The sequence below is a fragment of the Pseudomonas sp. Pseusp97 genome, assembly GCF_047304025.1.
Lineage (GTDB): Bacteria > Pseudomonadota > Gammaproteobacteria > Pseudomonadales > Pseudomonadaceae > Pseudomonas.
The window spans coordinates 24,001-47,293 of the sequence record NZ_JBGLYK010000003.1; the positions used below are offsets into that span (position 1 = coordinate 24,001).

A 23,293-nucleotide genomic window follows, 5' to 3' on the forward strand; every position below is an offset into this window, starting at 1 on the left:
CGAAAACGCATGGAGCAGCTTTTCGGCCCTATCCGTGTCATAGCCAAATTTTCTCGGGTGCCCGCACGGAAGGCTTGATAGTCTTGCGGCGCCCGAGATCATGCCAATTAAAGAGGCCAGCTATGACCGCACCCTTCGCACTCCGTCGACTCAACGCCGCCGATCCGGACTTCGCGCGTCATCTGGACCATCTGCTCTCCTGGGAAAGCGTGTCCGACGAGTCGGTGAACCAGCGCGTCCTGGACATCATTGCCGACGTGCGCAAGCGCGGCGATGCCGCCGTGGTGGAATTCACCCAGCGCTTCGACGGTGTCGATGCCAGGTCCATGGCCGACCTGATCCTGCCGCGCGAGCGCCTGGAGCTGGCCCTGACCCGCATCACCCCGGCTCAGCGCGAGGCGCTGGAAACGGCCGCCGAGCGCGTGCGCAGCTACCACGAGAAGCAGAAGCAGGACTCCTGGCGCTACACCGAAGCCGACGGCACAGTCCTCGGCCAGCAGGTGACCCCGCTGGACCGCGCCGGCCTGTACGTGCCCGGCGGCAAGGCGTCCTACCCGTCTTCGGTGCTGATGAACGCCATTCCGGCCAAGGTCGCCGGTGTTGCCGAAGTGGTGATGGTCGTTCCGACCCCGCGTGGCGAAATCAACGAGATCGTCCTGGCCGCCGCGTGCATCGCCGGCGTTGACCGCGTCTTCACCATCGGCGGCGCCCAGGCCGTGGCGGCGCTGGCCTACGGTACCGAGAGCGTGCCGCAGGTGGACAAGATCGTCGGCCCGGGCAACATCTACGTCGCCACCGCCAAGCGCCACGTATTCGGCCAGGTCGGCATCGACATGATCGCCGGTCCGTCCGAAATCCTCGTGGTCTGCGACGGCGGCACCGATCCGGACTGGATCGCCATGGACCTGTTCTCCCAGGCCGAGCACGACGAAGATGCCCAGGCCATCCTGGTCAGCCCGGACGCCGAATTCCTGGACAAGGTCGCCGCGAGCATCGAGAAGCTGTTGCCGACCATGGAGCGCGCGGAGATCATCCGCACCTCGCTGGCGAATCGTGGCGCGCTGATTCAGGTCGCCGACCAGGAGCGCGCCTGCGAGGTCGCCAACCGCATCGCCCCGGAACACCTGGAGTTGTCCGTCGCCGACCCGGAAAGCTGGCTGCCGAAGATCCGCCACGCCGGCGCCATCTTCATGGGCCGTTACACCGCCGAGGCGCTGGGCGACTACTGCGCCGGCCCGAACCACGTGCTGCCGACCTCCGGCACCGCGCGCTTCTCCTCGCCGCTGGGCGTGTATGACTTCCAGAAGCGTTCCTCGATCATCTTCTGCTCCGCGCCGGGCGCTTCCGAGCTGGGCAAGACCGCCTCGATCCTGGCCCGTGGCGAGTCGCTGACCGCCCACGCGCGCAGTGCCGAGTTCCGCATCCTTGACGACAAGAGTGAATAACCGATGAGCAAATTCTGGAGTCCCTTTGTCAAGGACCTGGTGCCCTACGTTCCGGGTGAGCAGCCGAAGCTGGCCAGGCTGGTCAAGCTGAACACCAACGAGAATCCCTACGGCCCGTCGCCGAAGGTGGTCGCCGCGATTCAGGCCGAGCTGAACGACACGCTGCGCCTGTACCCGGACCCGAACGCCGACCGCCTGAAGCAGACTATCGCCGAGTACCATGGCGTGAAGACCTCCCAGGTCTTCGTCGGCAACGGCTCGGACGAAGTCCTGGCCCATGCCTTCCACGCGCTGTTCCAGCACGGCAAGCCGCTGCTGTTCCCCGACGTGACCTACAGCTTCTACCCGGTTTATTGCGGCCTGTACGGCATCGACTTCGAGGCGCTGCCGCTGGACGAGCAGTTCCAGATTCGGGTGGAGGACTACGCGCGCCCGAACGGCGGCATCATCTTCCCCAACCCCAATGCGCCGACCGGTTGCCTGCTGCCGCTCGAGGCCATCGAGCGCCTGCTGCAGTCGAGCCCGGACAGCGTGGTGCTGGTGGATGAGGCCTACGTCGATTTCGGTGGCGAGACGGCGATTTCCCTGGTCAACCGCTACCCGAACCTGCTGGTGGCGCAGACCCTGTCCAAGTCCCGTTCGCTGGCGGGCCTGCGGGTCGGCTTTGCGGTTGGTCATGAAGACCTGATCGAAGCGCTGGAGCGGGTGAAGAACAGCTTCAACTCCTATCCGCTGGATCGCCTGGCCCTGGCCGGAGCGGTGGCGTCCTTCGAGGACCAGGCCTACTTCGAGCAGACCTGCAACGCGGTTATCCACAGCCGCGAGAAGCTGGTGGCCGAGCTCAAGACCCTGGGCTTCGACGTACTGCCGTCGGCGGCGAACTTCATCTTCGCCCGCCACCCGCAGCGTGACGGCGCCGAACTGGCGGCGGCGCTGCGTGAGGAGGGCGTGATCGTGCGTCACTTCAAGCAGCAGCGGATCAACCAGTTCCTGCGCATCAGCATTGGCACCGAGGAGCAGAACCAGGCCCTGATCGATGCCCTGCGGCTGAAGCTGTAAGGCTATCGTAGCAAAGGAAAACGGCGCCCTCGGGCGCCGTTTTTCATTGTGTTGGAAAAGAGCGAGGCATCAATTGCCGTTGGGCGCGGGCGGCGGGCGCAGGCCGACCTCGGCGTTGAGCGTCACCGGCTTGCCGTTGCGCAGCACTTCGATGGTGATCTTCTCGCCCGGCTTGGTGCGCGCCACCTGGTTCATCGAGCGGCGGCCATCGCTGGCGGCCTCGCCATCGATGTTCAGGATGATGTCGCCCGGCAGCAGGCCGCCCTTGGCGGCGGGGCCGTCGCGGTAGACACCGGCGACGACGATGCCGGCCTTGTCCTTGAGGTCGAAGGATTCGGCCAGCTCCGGCGTCAGCGGTTGTACCTCGACGCCGAGCCAGCCGCGGATCACCTGGCCGTGCTCGATGATCGACTGCATGACCTCCAGCGCCAGCTTGGTCGGGATGGCGAAGCCGATGCCCTGGGAGCCGCCGGACTTGGAGAAGATCGCCGTGTTGATGCCGATCAGGTTGCCGTTGGCGTCCACCAGCGCGCCGCCCGAGTTGCCCGGGTTGATCGCCGCGTCGGTCTGGATGAAGTCTTCGTAGGTGTTCAGGCCCAGCTGGTTGCGCCCGGTGGCGCTGATGATGCCCATGGTCACGGTCTGGCCGACACCGAAGGGGTTGCCGATCGCCAGGCAGACGTCGCCGGTGCGGATGCCGTCGGAGCGGCCGAGCATGATCGAGGGCAGGTCCTTGAGGTCGATCTTCAGCACCGCGAGGTCGGTCTCGGGGTCGCTGCCCACCAGGCGGGCGATGGTCTCGCGGCCGTCGCGCAGGGCCACGACTATCTGGTCGGCACCGGAGGTCACGTGGTTGTTGGTCAGCAGGTAGCCTTCGGGGCTCATGATCACCGCCGAACCCAGGCTCGACTCCATGCGCTTCTGCTGTGGCAGGTTATCGCCGAAGAAGCGCCGGAACAGCGGGTCGTCGAGCATCGAGTTATTCGGCTTGCTGACCATCTTGGTGGTGTACAGGTTGGCCACGGCCGGCGAGGAGCGGGTCACGGCGTCGGCGTAGCTGACCGGGCCCTGCTGGATGCGGCTGAGCAGCGGAGCCTGTTGCAGGTGCACTTCCTGCTGCGGAAGACCGACCCATTGCGGGTTATGCTGGATGATCAGTAGCGCCAACAGGACGCCAACCAGCACGGGCCAGCCGAGGAATCGCAGGGCCTTCAGCATCGAAGAAAATCCTTGGGGTTGCTTGGCCGGGGGATGGCCGATAGGGTGGCGGCCATTATACGGGCGGCGAGCCAAGAAAATAGACGCTCGTGGCCGTGTTTGGAGGAATTTCGATGGCTATCGCACTGAGCACGCTGGTAGAGGAAGCGGACCGTTTCCTCGACGCGGCGAAGATCCAGGATTACTGCCCCAACGGCCTGCAGGTCGAGGGCCGCCCGCAGGTACGCCGCATCGTTTCCGGCGTCACGGCCAGCCAGGCGCTGCTCGATGCCGCGGTGGAGGCGGACGCCGATGTGGTCCTGGTGCACCACGGTTATTTCTGGAAGGGCGAGGACGCCCGCGTGGTGGGCATGAAGCAGCGTCGCCTGAAGACCCTGCTGAACCACGACATCAGCCTGCTGGCCTATCACCTGCCGCTGGATCTGCACGGCGAGGTGGGCAACAACGTGCAGTTGGGCCGCCAGCTCGGTTTCGAGATCGAGGGGCCGCTGGAGCCGGGCAACCCGCGCTCCATCGTGCTGCTCGGCTCACTGGCCGAACCCCTGCTGCCGAGCGACCTGGCTATCCACGTGCGCGACGTGCTGGGCCGCGAGCCGTTGCTGGTGGATGGCGGGCAGCCGATCCGCCGTATCGCCTGGTGCACCGGCGGCGCGCAGGGTTACATCGATCAGGCCATTGCCGCGGGCGTCGATGCATACCTGACAGGCGAGGTTTCCGAGCAGACCGTGCACAGCGCGCGGGAGAACGGCATCAGCTTCATCGCCGCCGGCCACCACGCCACCGAGCGCTACGGCGTGCAGGCACTGGGGGATTACCTGGCCAAGCGCTTCGCCATCGAGCACCTGTTCATCGATTGCCCGAATCCGGCCTGATACTTCGGCTGGTTTCTTTGTAGGAGCGAGCTTGCTCGCGAACCCTGGCCCTGTGCCTGAGGCTGTTCGCGAGTAAGCTCGCTCCTACAGGTGAAGATCGATCCTGGGGCCGACTCTTACGGCAATGAAAAAGCCGGCTCACTGAGCCGGCTTTTTCGTTCGCACCTCAGCGGTAGCCGTGGCGCTGGCGGTCGACCGCCTTGCCCAGTTCCCAGACGGCCATGGCGTAGTGGGTGCTGTGGTTGTAGCGGGTGATCACGTAGAAGTTGGGCAGGCCGTACCAGTACTGGTAGGTATTGCCCATGTCCAGGCGCAGCAGGCTGGCGCTCTGGTGATTGCCCAGCGAACCCTGCGGACGCAACCCGGCGTTGGCCAGCACGCTGATCGGGTACTGGGTCTTGAAGCCGTCTTCCAGCGAGCGGGCCTGGCCCATGGCCGGGATGGCCACCGCATCGCCGGTGACCCAGCCGTGCTGCTTGAAGTAGTTGGCCACGCTGCCGATGGCATCGCGCGGGTTCCACAGGTCGCGGTGACCGTCGCCGTCGAAGTCCACCGCGTATTTTGTGAAGGAGGAGGGCATGAACTGCCCGTAGCCCATGGCGCCGGCGTAGGAGCCGCGCATCTCCAGCGGATTGTCGCCTTCCTTGCGCGCCTGCAGGAGGAATTGCTCAAGCTCGCCGCTGAAGAACTCGGCGCGGCGCGGGTAGGAGAAGGAGAGGGTGGCGAGCGCGTCGATGATCCGCGTCTTGCCCATCACGCGGCCCCAGCGGGTTTCCACGCCGATGATGCCGACGATGATTTCCGGCGGCACACCATAGGTGCGCGAGGCGCGTTGCAGATCGGCTTCGTACTGGTCCCAGAACTGCACGCCCTTCGCCACGTTGTCCGGCGTGAGGAATTTCTTCCGGTAACGCAGCCAGGCACCGTTCGGGCCGCTGGGCGGGGTGTAGGTCGGCGCCTGGCGGTCCATCAGGCGGATCACCCAGTCCAGCTCGCGGGTCTGGGCGAACAGGTCCTGCAGGTCCTGGCGGTTGAAGTTGTGCTGGCTCACCATGCGGTCGATGAAGCGCTGGGCGCTGGCGTTGCCGGCAAAGTCGCCGCGCAGCGGGGTGATCGGCTGCACGGAGCCGAACGCCGGGTGGGCGCTGGGCGTGATGAGCGTCGGTGTCTTCGGTTTCTGGGCCGGTTGCGGAGCGGGGGTGGGTTTGCTGCTGCACGCGGAGAGGAGGACAAGCAGAGGCAGGGCGAAAGCGATGCGGCGCATGGGAATCTTCTGGGGACAGGAAAACGTGCCGCTATGCTAGCGCAGTGCCGGCCGGGCACAAGCCGGGAGCGTATCGTAGAAGCCGCTGACTCTGTTGCAGGAAAAGTCCCGAGGGTGATTCCGAGATAGCATTTGAAGCTTTGCTACGTCTCGTTGCAGTGCCTCGATCAAGTCCCTTCAAAGGCGGTCACGAAGCGCTTTTCGCACTGAGCGCGTATGGCTATATCGGTATATTTTTTCGGTATAACCCGCCTCCCGGTTAGAGCCTTGCGCTGTGATAGAGTGCGCGCTCGTCTACGGCCCGCCGGCCGTCCATAAGCAATTCCGTGAGTAGCCATGGTCGACAAACTGACGCATCTGAAACAGCTGGAGGCCGAGAGCATCCACATCATCCGCGAGGTCGCCGCCGAGTTCGACAACCCGGTGATGCTGTACTCGATCGGCAAGGACAGCGCGGTGATGCTCCACCTCGCGCGCAAGGCTTTCTTCCCCGGCAAGCTGCCGTTCCCGGTGATGCATGTCGACACCCGCTGGAAATTCCAGGAGATGTACAAGTTCCGCACCAAGATGGTCGAGGAACTGGGCCTGGACCTGATCACCCACATCAACCCTGATGGCGTGGCGCAGGACATCAACCCCTTCACTCACGGTAGCGCCAAGCACACCGACATCATGAAGACCGAAGGCCTGAAACAGGCCCTCGACAAGCACGGCTTCGACGCCGCCTTCGGTGGCGCCCGCCGCGACGAAGAGAAGTCCCGCGCCAAGGAGCGCGTCTACTCCTTCCGTGACAGCAAGCACCGCTGGGACCCGAAGAATCAGCGTCCGGAGCTGTGGAACGTCTACAACGGCAAGGTGAAGAAGGGCGAGTCGATCCGCGTCTTCCCGCTGTCGAACTGGACCGAGCTGGACATCTGGCAATACATCTACCTGGAGCAGATCCCGATCGTGCCGCTGTACTTCGCCGCCGAGCGCGAAGTCATCGAGATGAACGGCTCGCTGATCATGATCGACGACGAGCGCATCCTCGAGCACCTCACGCCCGAGCAGAAGGCCAGCATCCAGAAGAAGATGGTGCGTTTCCGTACCCTGGGCTGCTACCCGCTGACCGGCGCGGTGGAGTCCACCGCTACCTCGCTGCCGGAAATCATCCAGGAAATGCTGCTGACGCGGACTTCCGAACGCCAGGGCCGGGTCATCGACCACGACGCCGCCGGCTCGATGGAAGAAAAGAAACGTCAGGGCTACTTCTAAGGTTCTCGCACCATGTCGCATCAATCCGATCTGATCAGCGAGGACATCCTCGCCTACCTGGCCCAGCACGAGCGCAAGGAACTGCTGCGCTTCCTCACCTGCGGCAACGTCGACGACGGCAAGAGCACCCTGATCGGGCGCCTGCTGCACGACTCCAAGATGATCTACGAGGACCACCTCGAGGCCATCACCCGCGACTCGAAGAAAGTCGGCACCACCGGCGAAGACGTCGACCTGGCGCTGCTGGTCGACGGCCTGCAGGCCGAGCGCGAGCAGGGCATCACCATCGACGTGGCTTACCGCTACTTCAGCACCGCCAAGCGCAAGTTCATCATCGCCGACACCCCCGGCCATGAGCAGTACACCCGCAACATGGCCACCGGCGCGTCCACCTGCGACCTGGCCATCATCCTGATCGACGCCCGCTACGGCGTGCAGACCCAGACCCGCCGGCACAGCTTCATCGCCTCGCTGCTGGGCATCAAGCACATCGTCGTCGCCATCAACAAGATGGACCTCAAGGGTTTCGACGAGGGCGTCTTCGAGCAGATCAAGGCCGACTACCTGCAGTTCGCCGACAAGATCCACCTCAAGACCAACTCCCTGCACTTCGTGCCCATGTCGGCCCTGAAGGGCGACAACGTGGTCAACAAGTCCGAGCGCTCGCCGTGGTACACCGGCCAGTCGCTGATGGAAATCCTCGAGACCGTCGAGGTCGCGGGCGACCGCAACCTCGACGACATGCGCTTCCCGGTGCAGTACGTCAACCGCCCGAACCTGAACTTCCGTGGTTTCGCCGGCACCCTGGCCAGCGGCGTCGTGCGCAAGGGCGACGAAGTCGTGGCCCTGCCGTCGGGCAAGGGCAGCAAGGTCAAGTCCATCGTCACCTACGAAGGCGAACTGGAGCAGGCCGGCCCGGGCCAGGCCATTACCCTGACCCTGGAAGACGAGATCGACGTCTCCCGCGGCGACATGCTGGTGCACGCCGACAATCGTCCGCAGGTAACCGATGGCTTCGACGCCATGCTGGTGTGGATGGCCGAAGAGCCGATGCTGCCGGGCAAGAAGTACGACATCAAGCGCGCCACCAGCTACGTGCCGGGCTCGATTCCGAGCATCACCCACAAGGTGGACGTGAACACCCTGGAAGAGGCGCCCGCCAGCGAACTCAAGCTCAATGAAATCGCCCGCGTGAAGGTCAGCCTGGATGCGCCGATCGCGCTGGATGGCTACGACCAGAACCGCACCACTGGCGCCTTCATCGTTATCGACCGCCTGACCAATGGCACTGTCGGTGCCGGCATGATCATCGCCGCCCCGCAATCGAGCCATGGCACCAGCACCCATCACGGTGCGAATGCCCACGTAGCTCGCGAGGAGCGTGCTGCCCGCTTCGGTCAGCAGCCGGCTACCGTGCTGTTCAGTGGCCTCTCCGGCGCTGGCAAGAGCACCCTGGCCTACGCGGTGGAGCGCAAGCTGTTCGACATGGGCCGCGCGGTCTATGTGCTGGACGGCCAGAACCTGCGTCATGACCTGAACAAGGGCCTGCCGCAGGATCGCGCCGGCCGCACCGAGAACTGGCTGCGCACCGCGCATGTCGCCAAGCAGTTCAATGAAGCCGGCCTGATCAGCCTGTGCGCCTTCGTCGCCCCGAGCGCCGAAGGCCGCGAGCGCGCCAAGTCGCTGATCGGCGCCGAACGCCTGATCACCGTCTACGTCCAGGCTTCCCCGCAGGTCTGCCGCGAGCGTGACCCACAGGGCCTGTACGCCGCCGGCCAGGACAACATCCCGGGCGAGTCCTTCCCCTTCGACGTGCCGCTGGATGCCGACCTGGTGATCGACACCCAGAGCCAGTCGGTGGAAGAGGGCGTCAAGGCCGTCCTCGACCTGCTCCGCCAGCGCGGCGCGATCTGATCGCCCAGCGCTGACGAAAAAGCCCCGCACTTGCGGGGCTTTTTCTTGCTGCGGAGGTTCAAGCTCTCGTAGGAGCGGACTCCGTCCGCGATTAATCACAGCCACACAGAATTCCAGAAGGGATAATCACCTACGCGCGTCACTAGTCCGGCTCGTATTGGATTGGCAATTATGTACCGTGCTGTTGGTAGCAATTCGTCTTCGCTGCGCAAGGCGTGATCGTGGAATGCTGATGCCCAGATTGCCCCGCTTCTGCCGTACAACCTATTGAGGTGGCGCGAGCTGACCGCCTTCAAGCGTCCAACGCTGGTTTCCAGCCTTTCGCCGCTACCCAGTTGCAGTAGCCAATGCGCATGGTCCGGCATCAGCACCCAGGCCAGCAGACAGTTATTTCCAAGGGTCAGATTCATTTCAAAACATCGAGCGATAGCGCACGCCAAATGGAAGTTCGAAAACAAGGTGGTCCTGTTCTGCGTTGTGGCAGTCAGCAAGTAGATTTCGCCTGCAATCGAATTCCTGCCTTTGCGTAGGGCCTTGTGGCCTGCCTGCCAGGTAGTTCTCTCTCGTTTCATGTGTCATCACTCCTGCGGAGTGATGACTATCGCGGACGGAGTCCGCTCCTACGAAGAGCCCTGCGTCCGGTGCGTGCGTGGGCAGGTTCGTAATCGCTGCGCATGAAAAAGCCCCGCCGAGGCGGGGCTTTTTCATGGTGCGGAGACCTCAGTACTTGCTCTTCAGCCCGTACGTCTCATCCAGCGTGCCCGGCCCTTCGCTGGGCTTGGGCGCGTAGTCCTTCGGTACTTCGTTGTTCGCCGGCGGGGTCAGGCGCTCGCGGCGTTCGGGGTATTCGTCGGCGTGCAGGGCGGCCAGCAGGCGCTGCTTGGTCTGTTCGTCCAGGGCCAGGCGCTCGGCGCCTTCGGACAGGTGTTCCTGCACATCCTGATAGCTCTGGGTGAGCTTCTTCATCAGGCTGGCGGAGGTGCTGAAGTGGGTCACCACTTCGCGCTGGTAGCTATCGAAACGATCCTGCATGTCGTCCACCTGACGCTGCAGCTTGTTCGGCGCGGCGTTGGGCAGAAGGCGGGCGATCAGAAAGCCGATGCCGGCCCCGACGATCAGGGCGAGAAGCGGCAGCAACCAGGTGGTGAGGGACTGTTCCACGCGAATCCTTCCTCTATAGACGGCTTTGCTTTACGTTAGCGGCTTGCACCTGTGCTTGTATACCGTGGCGAACGCTTCGCCGCCTGCGCAGGTATTGAGCTAGACGAGACGACCCGCCACGGGGTCACGGAGCTGTTGTTTGACCACCCGCGAAATCCCCCTGTTCCTCGACGGCCCCGAAGGCCAGCTGGAAGCCCTGCATCTCGCCACACCCGACGCCAAGGGCGTCGCGCTGATCTGCCATCCGCACCCGCTGTTCGCCGGCACCATGCAGAACAAGGTGGTCGCCACTCTGCAACGCGCCGCACGGGATGCAGGATACGCCACCCTGCGTTTCAATTTTCGTGGCGTGGGTCAGAGCGCCGGCAGTTATGCCGAAGGTCGCGGTGAGATCGACGACGCGCTGGCCGCTGCGCGCTGGCTCGCCGAGCAGTATCCGGGGTTGCCGCTGACGCTGATGGGCTTTTCCTTTGGCTCCTGCGTGGCCGGCAATGCCGCCGAGCGTATGGAAGAGGAGGGCGCCGAGCTGGCGCAACTGTTCATGCTGGCGCCGCCGGTGGAGCGCTTCGACGTCGACCTGCCCCAGCGCTGCCCGCTGACCGTGATCCAGCCGGAAGCCGACGAAGTGGTCATTCCCGAGCGCGTGTACGCCTGGAGCGCCGAGCTGAGCAAACCCCACGAACTGATCCGCATTCCCGAGTGCAGCCATTTCTTCCACGGCAAGCTGATCGAGCTCAAGGACCTGATACAGGCCCGGCTCGCCTAGGCCGCCGAGCCGCGTTACCATCCGGCCCGCCATTTCATTTGTGTTGATTCCTGGATTCCCATGACGACCCGTATCCTGACCGGCATCACCACCACCGGTACTCCGCACCTGGGCAACTACGCCGGCGCCATTCGCCCGGCCATCGTTGCCAGCCGCGATCCGCAGGCAGATTCCTTCTATTTCCTGGCCGACTACCACGCGCTGATCAAGTGCGACGACCCGGCGCGCATCCAGCGTTCGCGCCTGGAAATCGCCGCCACCTGGCTGGCCTGCGGCCTGGATGCTGACAAGGCGACCTTCTATCGCCAGTCCGATATTCCGGAAATCCCCGAACTGACCTGGCTGCTCACCTGCGTCAGCGCCAAGGGTCTGCTCAATCGCGCACACGCCTACAAGGCCTCGGTGGACAAGAACGTCGAGGCCGGCGAAGACCCGGACGCTGGCGTTACCATGGGCCTGTACAGCTACCCGGTGCTGATGGCCGCGGACATCCTGATGTTCAACGCGCACAAGGTGCCGGTGGGCCGCGACCAGATCCAGCACGTGGAGATGGCCCGCGACATCGGCCAGCGCTTCAACCACCTGTTCGGCAACGGCAAGGAGCTGTTCACCCTGCCCGAGGTGGTGATCGAGGAAGACGTGGCGACCCTGCCGGGCCTGGACGGTCGCAAGATGTCCAAGAGCTACGACAACACCATCCCGCTGTTCGGCAGCGCCAAGCAGCTCAAGGACGCCGTCGCGCGCATCGTCACCGACTCCCGCGCGCCGGGCGAGCCGAAGGACCCGGACAACTCGCACCTGTTCACCCTGTACCAGGCGTTCTCCACCCGCGAGCAGGAGGCCGCCTTCCGCGCCGAGCTGCTCGGCGGCCTGGCCTGGGGCGAAGCCAAGCAGCGCCTGTTCGAACTGCTCGACAACGAGCTGGGCGAGGCGCGCGAGCGCTACCACGCACTGATCACCCGCCCGGCCGATCTGGAGGACATCCTCCTCGCCGGCGCCGCCAAGGCCCGTCGCATTGCTACTCCGTTCCTCGGCGAGCTGCGCGAGGCCGTCGGCCTGCGCTCGTTCCGCGAGCAGGTGCAAGTGGCCAGCGAGGGCAAGAAGAAGGCCGCCAAGGCCGCGCGTTTCGTCAGTTTCCGCGAGGACGACGGCTTCCGCTTCCGCCTGCTGGATGCCGCTGGCGAGCAACTGCTGCTGTCCATCGCCTTCGCTGACGGCAAGGCCGCCGGCCAGGTGACCAAGCGTCTGCAATCCGAGGAGCTGGACCTGCGCGCCGAGCTGAACGCCTTCAGCGTGCGCGTGGATGGCGAGGCCGTGGCGTACAGCCCGGAATTCTCCACCGACGCGGAGCGTGACGCTGCCATGCAGCGTCTGCGCGAGGCCCTCGCTCCGCAGGAGTGAGGGTTGGCAGGCCGGTCCGACTACCGGCCAATTGCCAAGCAACGGGGGCGCGGCTAAAGTGTGCGCCCCCGTTTTCGTTGCCTTGCTACCGATCATGACGCCTCTTCAGCGCTACCAGGAAGACCTCAAACGCCCCGATTTCTTCCACGACGCCGCCCAAGCGAACGCCGTGAAGCACCTGCAACGCCTCTACGACGACCTGGTCGCTGCCGACAAGGGCAAGACCGGCCTGTTCGGCAAGCTGCTGGGCAAGAAGTCCCAGGAGCCGGTGAAGGGCCTATACTTCTGGGGCGGCGTCGGCCGCGGCAAGACCTACCTGGTGGATACCTTCTTCGAAGCGCTGCCCTTCAAGCAGAAGATGCGCACGCACTTCCACCGCTTCATGAAGCGCGTCCACGAGGAAATGAAGACCCTCAAGGGCGAGAAGAACCCGCTGACCATCATCGGCAAGCGTTTCGCCGACGAGGCCCGGGTGATCTGCTTCGACGAATTCTTCGTCTCCGACATCACCGACGCGATGATCCTCGCGACCCTGCTGGAAGAGCTGTTCAAGAACGGCGTCAGCCTGGTGGCGACCTCCAACATCGTGCCGGACGGCCTGTACAAGGACGGCCTGCAGCGCGCGCGCTTCCTGCCGGCGATCGCCCTGGTCAAGCAGTACACCGAGGTGGTCAACGTCGACAGCGGCGTGGACTACCGCCTGCGCGCCCTGGAACAGGCCGAGCTTTACCACTGGCCACTGTCCGAGCAGGCCGAACAGGCCATGACCCGGGACTTCAAGGCGCTGACCCCGGAGTGCGCCGCGGCTACCCGCGACGACGCGCTGATGATCGAGAATCGCGAGATCCGTGCCCGCATCACCTGCGACGACGTGGCCTGGTTCGAATTCCGCGAGCTGTGCGACGGCCCGCGCAGCCAGAACGACTACATCGAACTGGCGAAGATCTTCCACGCCATCCTGATCTCCAACGTCGAGCAGATGAACGTGGCCAAGGACGACATGGCCCGCCGCTTCATCAACCTGGTGGACGAGTTCTACGACCGCAACGTCAAGCTGATCCTCTCCGCCGAGGTCGAACTCAAGGACCTTTATACCGGTGGCCGCCTGGAGTTCGAATTCCAGCGCACCCTGAGCCGCCTGCTGGAAATGCAGTCCCACGAGTACCTGAGCCGCCCGCACCGTCCCTGATGGTCTGGTGAATGAAAAAGGCTGCCCTTGGGCAGCCTTTTTCGTTTGGGCTCTTCGTAGGAGCGAGCTTGCTCGCGAACATTTCACCGGCGACTCAGGGGCTGGGCGGTTCGCGAGCAAGCTCGCTCCTACATGAAGGCGGTTCGGTGGGCCCTTAAGGATCAGCGCTGCGCCATCTCCTGCTGCGCCTTCTTCAGCAATTGCTGGGCATGGGCGACTTCCAGCGCCTCCATGGCATTGATCGGCTTGATCGCCACGGCTTTCTTCAACTGCTCCAACGCCTTCTGCTCTTCGTCCTCGCCGTATACATAGTTCAGCGCGTTGGCGTATTCATAGTGGCCAATGGGCAGGTCATCCGCTGCGCGGAAGGAGCGGGCGAAGTACTGTTCCATCTTGTCCGCGCTGACCCCGTAGGTCATCTTGCCTACCAGCTTGCCGACCTTGCGGATCACGCCGGCCTCATAGCCGCCGTAGAGCGCCAGGGCGAACGGCTGGTTCGGCTGCTGGGCCAGCAGGGCGTCCAGCTCCTTGGGGATATCGCTGGTGTAGCCGCGCTTGAGCACCACCGGCACCGGCAGGTCCTCGGCCAGGCGGGCCTTGGCGTAGGCGCGGCCAAACTGGGCAATGGGGTCGGCGTTGAGCAGCGGGCCGGCCTCGTCGGTGTAGCTGATCACTTCCTCCAGCAGGCGCTGCTTCTCGTCCTGGTTCGGCGCCAGGAACATGGCGTAGAGCACCTGGGCGAACATGCCCGGCACCTGTCCGCCGACGCCCAGCGCCAGGCCGTCCTTTCTGGCCTGGGCGAAGTCGCCGCGGAACACCTTGCGCCACACGTCCTGCAGTTTCTCGGCGTAGACCTGTGCTTCCTCCGGCTTGCCGCTGAAACCGCTGCCGGCGGTGACGGTCTTCTCCAGGGCGTCGGGATGCTTCGTGGCCATGCTCACCACCCAGTCCGCATCGGGGAAGGGGTAGTTGGCGCCGAAGCCACGGGTCAGGCGCGGCCAGGCTTCACGCAGCTTGTCGCCGCTGTAGTCGAAGGCGCTCTGGTCGTGGGGGAAGGGTTTCCAGGTGTCGTCCGCCACAGCGTTCAGGCTGAAGACGGCCAGCAAGGCAAGCAGAAAGCGGCGCATGGCGATATCCCGTTGGGTTCTTGTTGTCGGTCTGCTCTTGAGAGAGCCAACTGATCATAGGGCGCACTCCGGGCCCGCGAACCCATCCTAGGGATGGCCTGTTTCAGGCTTCCTTCTGTTCGTATTGGCGCCGGTAATGATTCGGTGACAGCCCAGTGTGCTGTCTGAACAGGCGTGCGAAGAAGCTGGCGTCGTCGTAGCCGACTTCGTAGCTGATGGTCTTGATGCTCTTGCGGCTGGTCGACAGCAGGTTGCGGGCGGTCTCGATGCGCAAGCGCTGCAGGTAGTGCAGCGGCTTGTCGCCGGTGGCCGCCTGGAAGCGCCGCATGAAGTTGCGGATGCTCATGCCGTGCTCGCGGGCCACGTCCTCGAAGCGGAACTTGTCGCAGAAGTGTTCTTCCAGCCAGTGCTGGATCTGCAGGATCGCCGGGTCGTGGTGCAGCTTCTGGCCGCCGAAGCCCAGTCGGCCCGGCGTGTAAGTGCGCTGTACTTCGTAGAGGATGTCGCGGGCCACGCCTTGGGCCACGGCGGCGCCGCAGAAGTGCTCGATCAGGTAGATGTACAGGTCGCGCACCGAGGTCAGGCCGCTGGCGCTGTAGATGTTGTCGGCGTCGGCGATGTGCTTGTCCTGGTTGAGCAGCACCCTGGGGTAGCGCTCGGCGAATTCGCGGAAGAAGCGCCAGTAGGTGGTCGCTTCCTTGCCATCCAGCAGGCCGGCCTCGGCCAGCCAGAACACTCCCGAAACCTCGCCGCACAGCACGCAGCCGGCGGCATGGCGTTCGCGCAGCCAGGGCATCACCTGCGGGTAGAGGGTCAGCAGTTCGTCGAAGTTGCCCCAGAAGGCGGGGAGGATGACCAGCTCCGGCTCGTCCAGGGCGCCGTGCACCGGCAGGAGGTCGCCGCTGAAGGTCATGACCGGATGGCCGTCGGGGCTGACGATGCGGGTCTCGAAGCTGGGCTGCAGGCCGAGGCCTTGCTGGCGGCCATGGCGCAGGGCGGCCATGTGGAAGAAGTCCTTGGCCTGCATCAGGGTGGAGCCGAACACGCCATGGGTGGCGAGGATGCTGACGCGGCGCAGCACACGGGGAGCTGGATTGGGCATCGGTTCTTGTACTTCTTATGGATGTCTTTGCATGACGCTAAAGCGGTCATGATGCGGCTGGATCGTCTTATTTTTTGGCGAAAGTGTCCAGTGCAGAGCGGTTCGCGCTGGCCTACAGTCGGCCTTCCAATAATTCCTACAGCCGATCCGCAGGTGCAGCGCATGATTCCCAGAACCCTGTTCAGTTCCGACCACGAGCTGTTCCGCGACAGCGTCCGCAAGTTCCTCGAACAGGAGGCAGTGCCCTTCCACGCCCAGTGGGAAAAGGACGGTCACATCGACCGCCAGCTGTGGAATAAGGCCGGGGAGGCCGGGATGCTCTGCTCGCACCTGCCCGAGGCCTACGGCGGCATGGCCGCGGACTTCCTCTACAGCGCCGTGGTGATCGAGGAGATCGGTCGCCTGGGCCTCACCGGCATCGGCTTCTCGTTGCACTCGGACATCGTCGCGCCCTACATCCTTCATTACGGCAGCGAAGAACTGAAGCAGCGCTACCTGCCCAGGCTGGTTTCCGGCGAGATGGTCTCGGCCATCGCCATGACCGAGCCGGGCGCCGGTTCCGACCTGCAGGGCGTGAAGACCACCGCGGTGCTGGATGGTGATGAGTACGTGATCAACGGTTCGAAGACTTTCATCACCAACGGCTGGCTGGCCGACCTGGTGATAGTGGTTGCCAAGACCGACCCCAAGGCCGGCGCCAAGGGCACCAGCCTGTTCCTGGTCGAGGCGGGCACGCCGGGCTTCACCAAGGGCAAGCGCCTGGAAAAGGTCGGCATGAAGGCCCAGGACACCTCCGAGCTGTTCTTCCAGGATGTGCGCATCCCCAAGGAAAACCTGCTGGGCAAGGACGGGCAGGGCTTCATCTACCTGATGCAGGAGTTGCCCCAGGAACGCCTGACCGTGGCGCTCGGTGCACTGGCCTCGGCCGAGGCGGCGCTGAAATGGACGCTGGACTACACCCGCGACCGCAAGGCCTTCGGAAAATCCATCGCGGACTTCCAGAACACGCGCTTCAAGCTCGCGGAAATGGCCACCGAGATCCAGGTCGGCCGCGTCTTCGTCGACCGCTGCCTGGAGCAGCACCTGGAAGGCAAGCTGGACGTGCCCACCGCAGCAATGGCCAAGTACTGGACCACCGACCTGCAGTGCAAGGTGCTCGATGAGTGCGTGCAGCTGCACGGCGGCTACGGCTTCATGTGGGAGTACCCGATCGCCCGCGCCTGGGCCGATGCGCGGGTGCAGCGCATCTACGCGGGTACCAACGAGATCATGAAGGAAATCATCGCCCGCGCGCTGTAATCGGCGGGTTCCTGTAGGAGCGAGCTTGCTCGCGAACATTTCGCTGGCAACTGCTGTGTCGGGTGGTTCGCGAGCAAGCTCGCTCCTACAAGAGCATACGCCTCAGGGCGCCGGGTTCGGCTGGTCCTTGTGGATCGCCTCGATGCCGGCCAGCACCTCGTCGGAAAGCTTCAGCGCGAAACTGCCGAGGTTGGCTTCCAGTTGTTCGAGGGTGGTCGCGCCGATGATGTTGCTGACCACGAACGGGCGGCTGGTGACGAAGGCCAGGGCCATCTGCGCCGGGTCCAGGCCGTGCTCACGGGCGAGGGTCACGTAGCGGTCGCAGGCGCTGGCGGTCTGCGGGTTGGTGTAGCGGGTGAAGCGGCTGAACAGGGTGATCCGCGCATTGGCCGGGCGCGCGCCGCCGAAGTACTTGCCCGAGAGCATACCGAAGGCCATGGGCGAGTAAGCCAGCAGGCCGATCTGCTCGCGAATGGCGATTTCCGCGAGGCCGACCTCGAAGCTGCGGTTGAGCAGGTTGTAGGGGTTCTGGATCGACACCGCGCGCGGCCAGCCGCGCTCCTGGGCGATCTGCAGGAAGCGCATGGTGCCCCAGGGCGTCTCGTTGGACAGGCCGATGTGGCGGATCTTGCCGGCGCGAACCTGCTCGTCGAGTGCCTCGAGGGTGTCTTCCAGCGGCGTGAAGCTTTCTTCCTTGTGCTGGTAGCCCAGTTGGCCGAAGAAGTTGGTGCTGCGCTCGGGCCAGTGCAGCTGGTAGAGGTCGATCCAGTCGGTCTGCAGGCGCTTGAGGCTGCCGTCCAGCGCCGCGACGATGTTCCTGCGGTCGAGCTTCGGCTGGCCGTCGCGGATGTGGCTGATGGAGTTGCCGGGGCCGGCGATCTTGCTGGCGAGCACCCAGTCGGCACGATCACCGCGCCGGGCGAACCAGTTGCCGATGATCTGCTCGGTGCGGGTGTAGGTTTCCGCACGCGGCGGCACCGGGTACATCTCGGCGGTATCGATGAAATTCAGACCGGCGGCCTTGGCCCGCTCGATCTGGGCGAAAGCCTCGTCCTGGGTGTTCTGCTCGCCCCAGGTCATGGTCCCCAGGCACAGGGCGCTGACTTTCAGTTCGGTGCGGCCGAGCGGGCGGTACTCCATGCAGGTCTCCTCATGAAAACAAGTGCGTCATACAGTTGAAAATTCTGCCGGAATCTGCATAATTCCGCAGCCTTTCATCGGTGGGGGATGCCAAGCCTGCCGATCGATACATCTAGTCGTTACGGACGCACACCGACCCGAGCCCCAATTCGTGTCTGTCTTCGGCTGTCCTTGACTTGTCAAGGCAACCACTGTCCAGTAAGATTCGCCGTCTTATTTTCAGGCGGCCCCTGAGGCTATAACGAATGAAAACTTATACCGCGAAACCAGAAACTGTTAAGCGCGACTGGTTCGTCGTCGACGCTGCTGGCCTGACCCTGGGTCGTCTGGCTACCGAAATTGCTACCCGCCTGCGCGGCAAGCACAAGCCGGAATACACCCCGCACGTTGACACCGGCGACTACATCGTCGTCATCAACGCCGAGCAGGTTCGTGTCACTGGCGCCAAAGCTACCGACAAGATGTACTACCATCACTCGGGCTTCCCGGGCGGTATCAAGTCGATCAACTTCGAGAAGCTGATCGCCAAGGCTCCTGAGCGCGTTATCGAGACTGCCGTCAAAGGCATGCTGCCGAAGAACCCGCTGGGCCGCGACATGTACCGCAAGCTGAAAGTGTACAAGGGTGCCAACCACCCGCACACCGCTCAGCAGCCTCAAGAACTGAAGATTTAACGGGATAGCTCATTATGTCGGCGACTCAAAATTACGGCACTGGCCGTCGTAAGACCGCTACCGCTCGCGTCTTCCTGCGTCCGGGCACTGGCAAGATCTCCATCAACAACCGCTCCATCGAGCAGTTCTTCGGTCGTGAGACCGCTCGCATGGTTGTCCGTCAGCCGCTCGAGCTGACCGAGAACACCGAGAAGTTCGATATCTACGTCACCGTCGTTGGCGGTGGTGTAAGCGGCCAGGCCGGTGCGATCCGTCACGGTATCACCCGCGCCCTGATCGAGTACGACGAGACCCTGCGCAGCCCGCTGCGTAAAGCCGGCTACGTCACTCGCGACGCTCGCGAAGTTGAACGTAAGAAAGTCGGTCTGCGTAAAGCGCGTAAGCGTCCGCAGTACTCCAAGCGTTAATACGACGCTTCGAAAAAAACGCCCAGATCCTTTGGACTGGGCGTTTTTTTATGTCTTCAATAAGTTCGTGCGGCAAGGTGTCGCATCCGCGCAAGCCGCGCGGCGCAAGGGTTTCGGGGGTTGCGTAACAGGCTATTACCTTGTCATCACAAGGGCTTTTCTTTACCATTTGGCGAATTTTTTGCGCGGCTCGAATTTTTACTTAAAAGCCTGATTTGAACAGGCTTGAAGCTGATGGGAGACGACTGAATGAGTAATGACGGCGTGAATGCAGGCCGGCGTCGCTTCCTTGTCGCGGCCACTTCGGTGGTCGGTGCGGCAGGAGCGGTCGGAGCTGCGGTCCCGTTCGTGGGGTCATGGTTCCCCAGTGCCAAGGCGAAGGCCGCTGGCGCGCCGGTGAAGGTCAACGTAGGGAAGATCGAGCCGGGCCAGCAGGTCATCGCCGAATGGCGTGGCAAGCCGGTATTCCTGGTGCATCGCACCAAGGAGATGCTCGACGCGCTGCCGACCCTGGATGGGCAACTGGCTGACCCCGAGTCGAAGGCTTCGGACCAGCCTGCCTACGTCGATCCCAAGGTGCGCTCGATCAAGCCTGAACTGGCCGTGATCGTCGGTATCTGCACCCACCTGGGCTGCTCGCCGACCTTCCGCCCGGAAGTCGCTCCCGCAGACCTCGGTCCGGATTGGAAAGGTGGTTACTTCTGCCCGTGCCACGGCTCCCATTACGACCTCGCCGGCCGCGTTTACAAGGGACAGCCCGCGCCCCTGAACCTGCCGATTCCGCCCTATTCGCTTGATGGTGACGAGCTGACCATCGGTGTGGACCAGGAGAAAGCCTGATGAACAAGTTCATGGCTTGGGTCGATGCCCGCTTCCCCGCGACCAAGATGTGGGAAGACCATCTGAGCAAGTATTACGCCCCGAAGAACTTCAACTTCTGGTACTTCTTCGGCTCCCTCGCGCTGCTCGTCCTGGTCAACCAGATCCTCACCGGTATCTGGCTGACCATGAGCTTCACCCCGTCGGCGGAAGAGGCTTTCGCTTCCGTCGAGTACATCATGCGCGATGTGGATTACGGCTGGATTATCCGCTACATGCACTCCACCGGTGCATCGGCGTTCTTCGTGGTCGTCTACCTGCACATGTTCCGTGGCCTGCTGTACGGTTCGTACCAGAAGCCCCGCGAGCTGGTGTGGATCTTCGGCATGCTGATCTACCTCGCCCTGATGGCCGAGGCCTTCATGGGCTACCTGCTGCCCTGGGGCCAGATGTCCTACTGGGGCGCCCAGGTGATCATCTCGCTGTTCGGCGCCATTCCGGTCGTCGGTGAAGACCTGGCCCAGTGGATCCGCGGTGACTTCCTGATCTCCGGCATCACCCTGAACCGCTTCTTCGCCCTGCACGTGATCGCGCTGCCGATCGTCCTGCTCGGCCTGGTCGTGCTGCACATCCTGGCGCTGCACGAAGTCGGCTCGAACAACCCCGATGGCGTGGACATCAAGAAGAAGAAGGACGAGAACGGCATCCCGCTGGATGGCATCCCGTTCCACCCCTACTACACCGTGAAGGACATCGTCGGTGTCGTGGTCTTCCTGTTCGTCTTCTGCACCGTGATCTTCTTCTTCCCGGAAATGGGCGGGTTCTTCCTCGAGAAGCCCAACTTCGAGATGGCGAACCAGTTCAAGACTCCCGAGCACATCGCTCCGGTCTGGTACTTCACCCCGTTCTACGCGATCCTGCGCGCCGTTCCGGACAAGCTGATGGGCGTCATCGCAATGGGCGCTGCTATCGCCGTGCTGTTCGTGCTGCCGTGGCTGGACCGTAGCCCGGTTCGCTCGATCCGCTACAAGGGCTGGCTGAGCAAGATCTGGCTGGTGATCTTCGCGGTTTCCTTCGTGATCCTCGGCTACTACGGCTCGCAAGCGCCGTCGCCGCTGGGCACCACGCTGTCCCGCCTGTGCACCATTCTGTATTTCGCCTTCTTCATCCTGATGCCGTTCTACACCCGGATGGAGAAAACCAAACCGGTTCCGGAAAGGGTGACTGGCTGATGAAAAAGCAATTCGCTGCATTTGTTCTGGCTCTGCTGCCTGTCTTCGGCTTCGCCGCCGAAGGCCATGGCCCGGCTCTGGATCGCGTCGATATCGACCTGACCGACAAGGCCGCCATGCAGGATGGCGCGCGTACCTTCGCCAACTACTGCATGGGCTGCCACAGCGCCAAGTTCCAGCGTTATGAGCGTGTCGGTCGTGATCTGGGCATTCCGGAAGAGCTGATGATGAGCCATCTGGTGTTCACCGGCGCGAAGATCGGTGACCACATGGACATCGGCATGAAGCCGGCCGACGCCAAGGTCTGGTTCGGCGCCGCGCCGCCGGATCTGACCCTGGTAGCCCGTGTCCGTGGCGCCGACTGGCTGTACACTTACCTGCGTTCGTTCTACGAAGATCCCAAACGTCCGTGGGGCGTGAACAACAAGGTCTTCCCGAACGTCGGCATGCCGAACGTGCTGGTCAGCCTGCAAGGTCGCCAGGTCATCGGTTGCAAGCAGGTTCAGGTCGTCGAGGATGGCAAGAAGCAGTACGATCCTCTGACCGGTACCCCGCTGACCCACGAGGCCTGCGACCAGCTGACCATCGTGCCGAAATCCGGCCAGCTGACCGAAGCCCAGTTCGACGAGAAGGTGAAGAACCTGGTGACCTTCCTGGCTTATTCGGCTGACCCGAACAAGCTGGACTCTCACCGCATCGGCACCTACGTCCTGCTGTTCCTGGCCTTCTTCTTCGTATTCGCCTACCTGCTCAAGCGTGAATACTGGAAGGACGTGCACTAAGCACCACCAGTCGTAGTAACAAGCGCGCGCCCTACGGGGCGCGCGTGCGTTTTTCTACCTCCCACAAGAAATCCTGCGAGGAGGCGCGCGGCATGGCCGCAATCAACAAGCTCACCTGCTTCTCCGACCCTGCCTGCCACTACAGCCATCGCGTGCGCCTGGTGCTGGCCGAGAAGAGCGTCGTTGCCGACATCATCGACGTACCCGCCGGCAACATCCCGGCCAAACTCGCCGAAGTGAATCCCTATGGCAGCCTGCCGACCCTGGTGGATCGCGATCTCGCGCTCTACGAGTCGACAGTGGTCATGGAGTACCTCGACGAGCGTTATCCGCACCCGCCGCTGCTTCCGGTCTATCCGGTAGCCCGGGCCAACAGCCGGCTGCTGATGCACCGTATCCAGCGCGACTGGTGCAGCCTGGTGGATCGCATCCTCGATACCCGCCGCAAGGACGCCGAACGAGCCTTGGCGCGCAAGGAGTTGCGTGAGAGCCTGACCGGCGTGTCGCCGCTGTTCGCTGACAAGGCGTTCTTCCTCAGCGACGAGCTGAGCCTGGTGGATTGCTGCCTGCTGCCGATCCTCTGGCGCCTGCCGATCCTGGGTATCGAGCTGCCGCGGCCGGCGAAGCCTCTGCTGGATTACATGGAGCGACAGTTTGCACGGGAAACTTTCCGTGCGAGCCTGTCCTCTATCGAACGTGATATGCGCTAAGGAGCCTGCTGATGAACTCCAGTCGTCCCTACCTCGTGCGAGCCCTCTATGAGTGGATCGTCGACAACGGCTGCACCCCGCATATCCTGGTGAATTCCGAGTACCCGGGTGTGCGGGTGCCGCCGGGTTATGCCAGCGACGGCCAGATCGTGCTCAACGTCTCGCCGACCGCGGTGCGTCACCTGCAGATGGATAACGAGGCGGTCAGCTTCGAAGGACGTTTCGGTGGCGTTGCCCAGAGCCTGTACATCCCGTCCCAGGCCGTGATGGCCATCTATGCGCGGGAGAACGGCCAGGGCATGGTCTTCGACCTGGAACCGCCAGTACCCACCGACGACGAGGAATTACCGGATGACGGCCCCTCCGACGAGCCGCCGCGCCCCAGTGGCCGACCGAGTCTCAAGGTGGTGAAGTAATAAAAAAGGCGACCCGAGGGTCGCCTTTTTCATGCCTGCGAT

23 protein-coding genes are annotated in these 23,293 nt (G+C 63.6%); 16 read left to right on the top strand and 7 right to left on the bottom strand.

What is annotated here, in order from left to right:
* Positions 1-122 precede the first annotated feature (122 nt).
* Positions 123-1,445 (top strand): histidinol dehydrogenase, encoded by a 1,323-nt coding sequence (gene hisD / locus ACCC94_RS01265; protein ID WP_413347678.1) that lies wholly within the window; start codon positions 123-125, stop codon positions 1,443-1,445.
* 3 nt (positions 1,446-1,448) lie between these two features.
* On the top strand, positions 1,449-2,504 hold the full coding sequence (hisC, locus tag ACCC94_RS01270; RefSeq protein ID WP_413347679.1) for a histidinol-phosphate transaminase: 1,056 nt from the start codon (positions 1,449-1,451) through the stop codon (positions 2,502-2,504).
* Positions 2,505-2,573: 69 nt separating this feature from the next.
* Here hisC and algW read toward each other — a convergent pair whose 3' ends face one another.
* Entirely contained in the window at positions 2,574-3,722 is a 1,149-nt protein-coding gene (gene algW, locus ACCC94_RS01275; RefSeq protein WP_017518134.1) for a Do family serine endopeptidase AlgW, read from the bottom strand.
* 113 nt (positions 3,723-3,835) lie between these two features.
* Here algW and ACCC94_RS01280 point away from each other — a divergent pair, with 113 nt between their 5' ends.
* Positions 3,836-4,594 (top strand): Nif3-like dinuclear metal center hexameric protein, encoded by a 759-nt coding sequence (locus ACCC94_RS01280; RefSeq protein ID WP_413347680.1) that lies wholly within the window; start codon positions 3,836-3,838, stop codon positions 4,592-4,594.
* Between the two features lie 166 nt (positions 4,595-4,760).
* On the opposite strand, the gene mltB is transcribed toward ACCC94_RS01280, so the two are convergent.
* Positions 4,761-5,858, bottom strand: coding sequence for a lytic murein transglycosylase B (gene mltB / locus ACCC94_RS01285; protein WP_413347681.1), 1,098 nt, complete (start codon positions 5,856-5,858; stop codon positions 4,761-4,763).
* 336 nt (positions 5,859-6,194) lie between these two features.
* Here mltB and cysD point away from each other — a divergent pair, with 336 nt between their 5' ends.
* Positions 6,195-7,112: a sulfate adenylyltransferase subunit CysD gene (gene cysD, locus ACCC94_RS01290; RefSeq protein WP_413347682.1), complete on the top strand. Its 918-nt coding sequence runs from the start codon at positions 6,195-6,197 to the stop codon at positions 7,110-7,112.
* 12 nt (positions 7,113-7,124) lie between these two features.
* Positions 7,125-9,026 (top strand): sulfate adenylyltransferase subunit CysN, encoded by a 1,902-nt coding sequence (gene cysN, locus ACCC94_RS01295; RefSeq protein WP_413347683.1) that lies wholly within the window; start codon positions 7,125-7,127, stop codon positions 9,024-9,026.
* Between the two features lie 95 nt (positions 9,027-9,121).
* Here the strand turns inward: cysN and ACCC94_RS01300 are convergent, their stop codons facing one another.
* Positions 9,122-9,598 carry an REP-associated tyrosine transposase gene (locus tag ACCC94_RS01300; protein WP_413347684.1) on the bottom strand — a complete coding sequence of 159 codons (477 nt, stop codon included), beginning with the start codon at positions 9,596-9,598 and terminating at the stop codon, positions 9,122-9,124.
* Between the two features lie 148 nt (positions 9,599-9,746).
* A complete protein-coding gene (locus ACCC94_RS01305) occupies positions 9,747-10,187 on the bottom strand; it encodes a YhcB family protein (RefSeq protein WP_413347685.1) in 441 nt (146 codons plus the stop codon).
* Positions 10,188-10,326: 139 nt separating this feature from the next.
* Between ACCC94_RS01305 and ACCC94_RS01310 the strand changes: the two genes are divergently transcribed.
* The 3 genes from ACCC94_RS01310 to zapE all read left to right on the top strand — a co-directional run bounded on the left by ACCC94_RS01310 (position 10,327) and on the right by zapE (position 13,543).
* Positions 10,327-10,953 carry an alpha/beta hydrolase gene (locus ACCC94_RS01310; protein WP_413347686.1) on the top strand — a complete coding sequence of 209 codons (627 nt, stop codon included), beginning with the start codon at positions 10,327-10,329 and terminating at the stop codon, positions 10,951-10,953.
* A gap of 60 nt (positions 10,954-11,013) precedes the next feature.
* Positions 11,014-12,354, top strand: a complete 1,341-nt coding sequence (locus ACCC94_RS01315) for a tryptophan--tRNA ligase (RefSeq protein WP_413347687.1) — start codon at positions 11,014-11,016, stop codon at positions 12,352-12,354.
* Between the two features lie 94 nt (positions 12,355-12,448).
* Positions 12,449-13,543 carry a cell division protein ZapE gene (zapE, locus tag ACCC94_RS01320; RefSeq protein ID WP_413347688.1) on the top strand — a complete coding sequence of 365 codons (1,095 nt, stop codon included), beginning with the start codon at positions 12,449-12,451 and terminating at the stop codon, positions 13,541-13,543.
* A gap of 161 nt (positions 13,544-13,704) precedes the next feature.
* On the opposite strand, the gene ACCC94_RS01325 is transcribed toward zapE, so the two are convergent.
* Together ACCC94_RS01325 and ACCC94_RS01330 are read right to left on the bottom strand one after the other, a co-directional pair.
* Complete coding sequence (locus tag ACCC94_RS01325; RefSeq protein WP_413347689.1) at positions 13,705-14,670, bottom strand: hypothetical protein; 966 nt, start codon at positions 14,668-14,670, stop codon at positions 13,705-13,707.
* Between the two features lie 103 nt (positions 14,671-14,773).
* Entirely contained in the window at positions 14,774-15,673 is a 900-nt protein-coding gene (locus tag ACCC94_RS01330; protein WP_413347729.1) for a GlxA family transcriptional regulator, read from the bottom strand.
* A gap of 252 nt (positions 15,674-15,925) precedes the next feature.
* On the opposite strand from ACCC94_RS01330, the gene ACCC94_RS01335 reads away from it, so the two are divergent.
* Positions 15,926-17,071 (top strand): acyl-CoA dehydrogenase family protein, encoded by a 1,146-nt coding sequence (locus ACCC94_RS01335; protein WP_413347690.1) that lies wholly within the window; start codon positions 15,926-15,928, stop codon positions 17,069-17,071.
* Between the two features lie 102 nt (positions 17,072-17,173).
* Here the strand turns inward: ACCC94_RS01335 and ACCC94_RS01340 are convergent, their stop codons facing one another.
* On the bottom strand, positions 17,174-18,211 hold the full coding sequence (locus ACCC94_RS01340) for an NADP(H)-dependent aldo-keto reductase (protein ID WP_413347691.1): 1,038 nt from the start codon (positions 18,209-18,211) through the stop codon (positions 17,174-17,176).
* Between the two features lie 245 nt (positions 18,212-18,456).
* On the opposite strand from ACCC94_RS01340, the gene rplM reads away from it, so the two are divergent.
* The 7 genes from rplM (at position 18,457) to ACCC94_RS01375 (ending at position 23,251) form a co-directional block, all read left to right on the top strand.
* Complete coding sequence (gene rplM / locus ACCC94_RS01345; protein WP_015475857.1) at positions 18,457-18,885, top strand: 50S ribosomal protein L13; 429 nt, start codon at positions 18,457-18,459, stop codon at positions 18,883-18,885.
* Between the two features lie 14 nt (positions 18,886-18,899).
* Positions 18,900-19,292 (top strand): 30S ribosomal protein S9, encoded by a 393-nt coding sequence (gene rpsI / locus ACCC94_RS01350; RefSeq protein ID WP_017518120.1) that lies wholly within the window; start codon positions 18,900-18,902, stop codon positions 19,290-19,292.
* Between the two features lie 249 nt (positions 19,293-19,541).
* Positions 19,542-20,132: a ubiquinol-cytochrome c reductase iron-sulfur subunit gene (gene petA / locus ACCC94_RS01355; RefSeq protein WP_081517479.1), complete on the top strand. Its 591-nt coding sequence runs from the start codon at positions 19,542-19,544 to the stop codon at positions 20,130-20,132.
* On the top strand, positions 20,132-21,343 hold the full coding sequence (locus ACCC94_RS01360; RefSeq protein WP_045209611.1) for a cytochrome b: 1,212 nt from the start codon (positions 20,132-20,134) through the stop codon (positions 21,341-21,343). Before petA ends, ACCC94_RS01360 begins: the two co-directional genes overlap by 1 nt.
* Positions 21,343-22,125 carry a cytochrome c1 gene (locus ACCC94_RS01365; RefSeq protein ID WP_413347692.1) on the top strand — a complete coding sequence of 261 codons (783 nt, stop codon included), beginning with the start codon at positions 21,343-21,345 and terminating at the stop codon, positions 22,123-22,125. The genes ACCC94_RS01360 and ACCC94_RS01365 overlap by 1 nt, the downstream gene beginning before the upstream one ends.
* 92 nt (positions 22,126-22,217) lie before the next feature.
* Positions 22,218-22,835 carry a glutathione S-transferase N-terminal domain-containing protein gene (locus tag ACCC94_RS01370; protein WP_413347693.1) on the top strand — a complete coding sequence of 206 codons (618 nt, stop codon included), beginning with the start codon at positions 22,218-22,220 and terminating at the stop codon, positions 22,833-22,835.
* 11 nt (positions 22,836-22,846) lie between these two features.
* Positions 22,847-23,251, top strand: coding sequence for a ClpXP protease specificity-enhancing factor (locus ACCC94_RS01375; RefSeq protein ID WP_413347694.1), 405 nt, complete (start codon positions 22,847-22,849; stop codon positions 23,249-23,251).
* Positions 23,252-23,293: the final 42 nt, after the last annotated feature.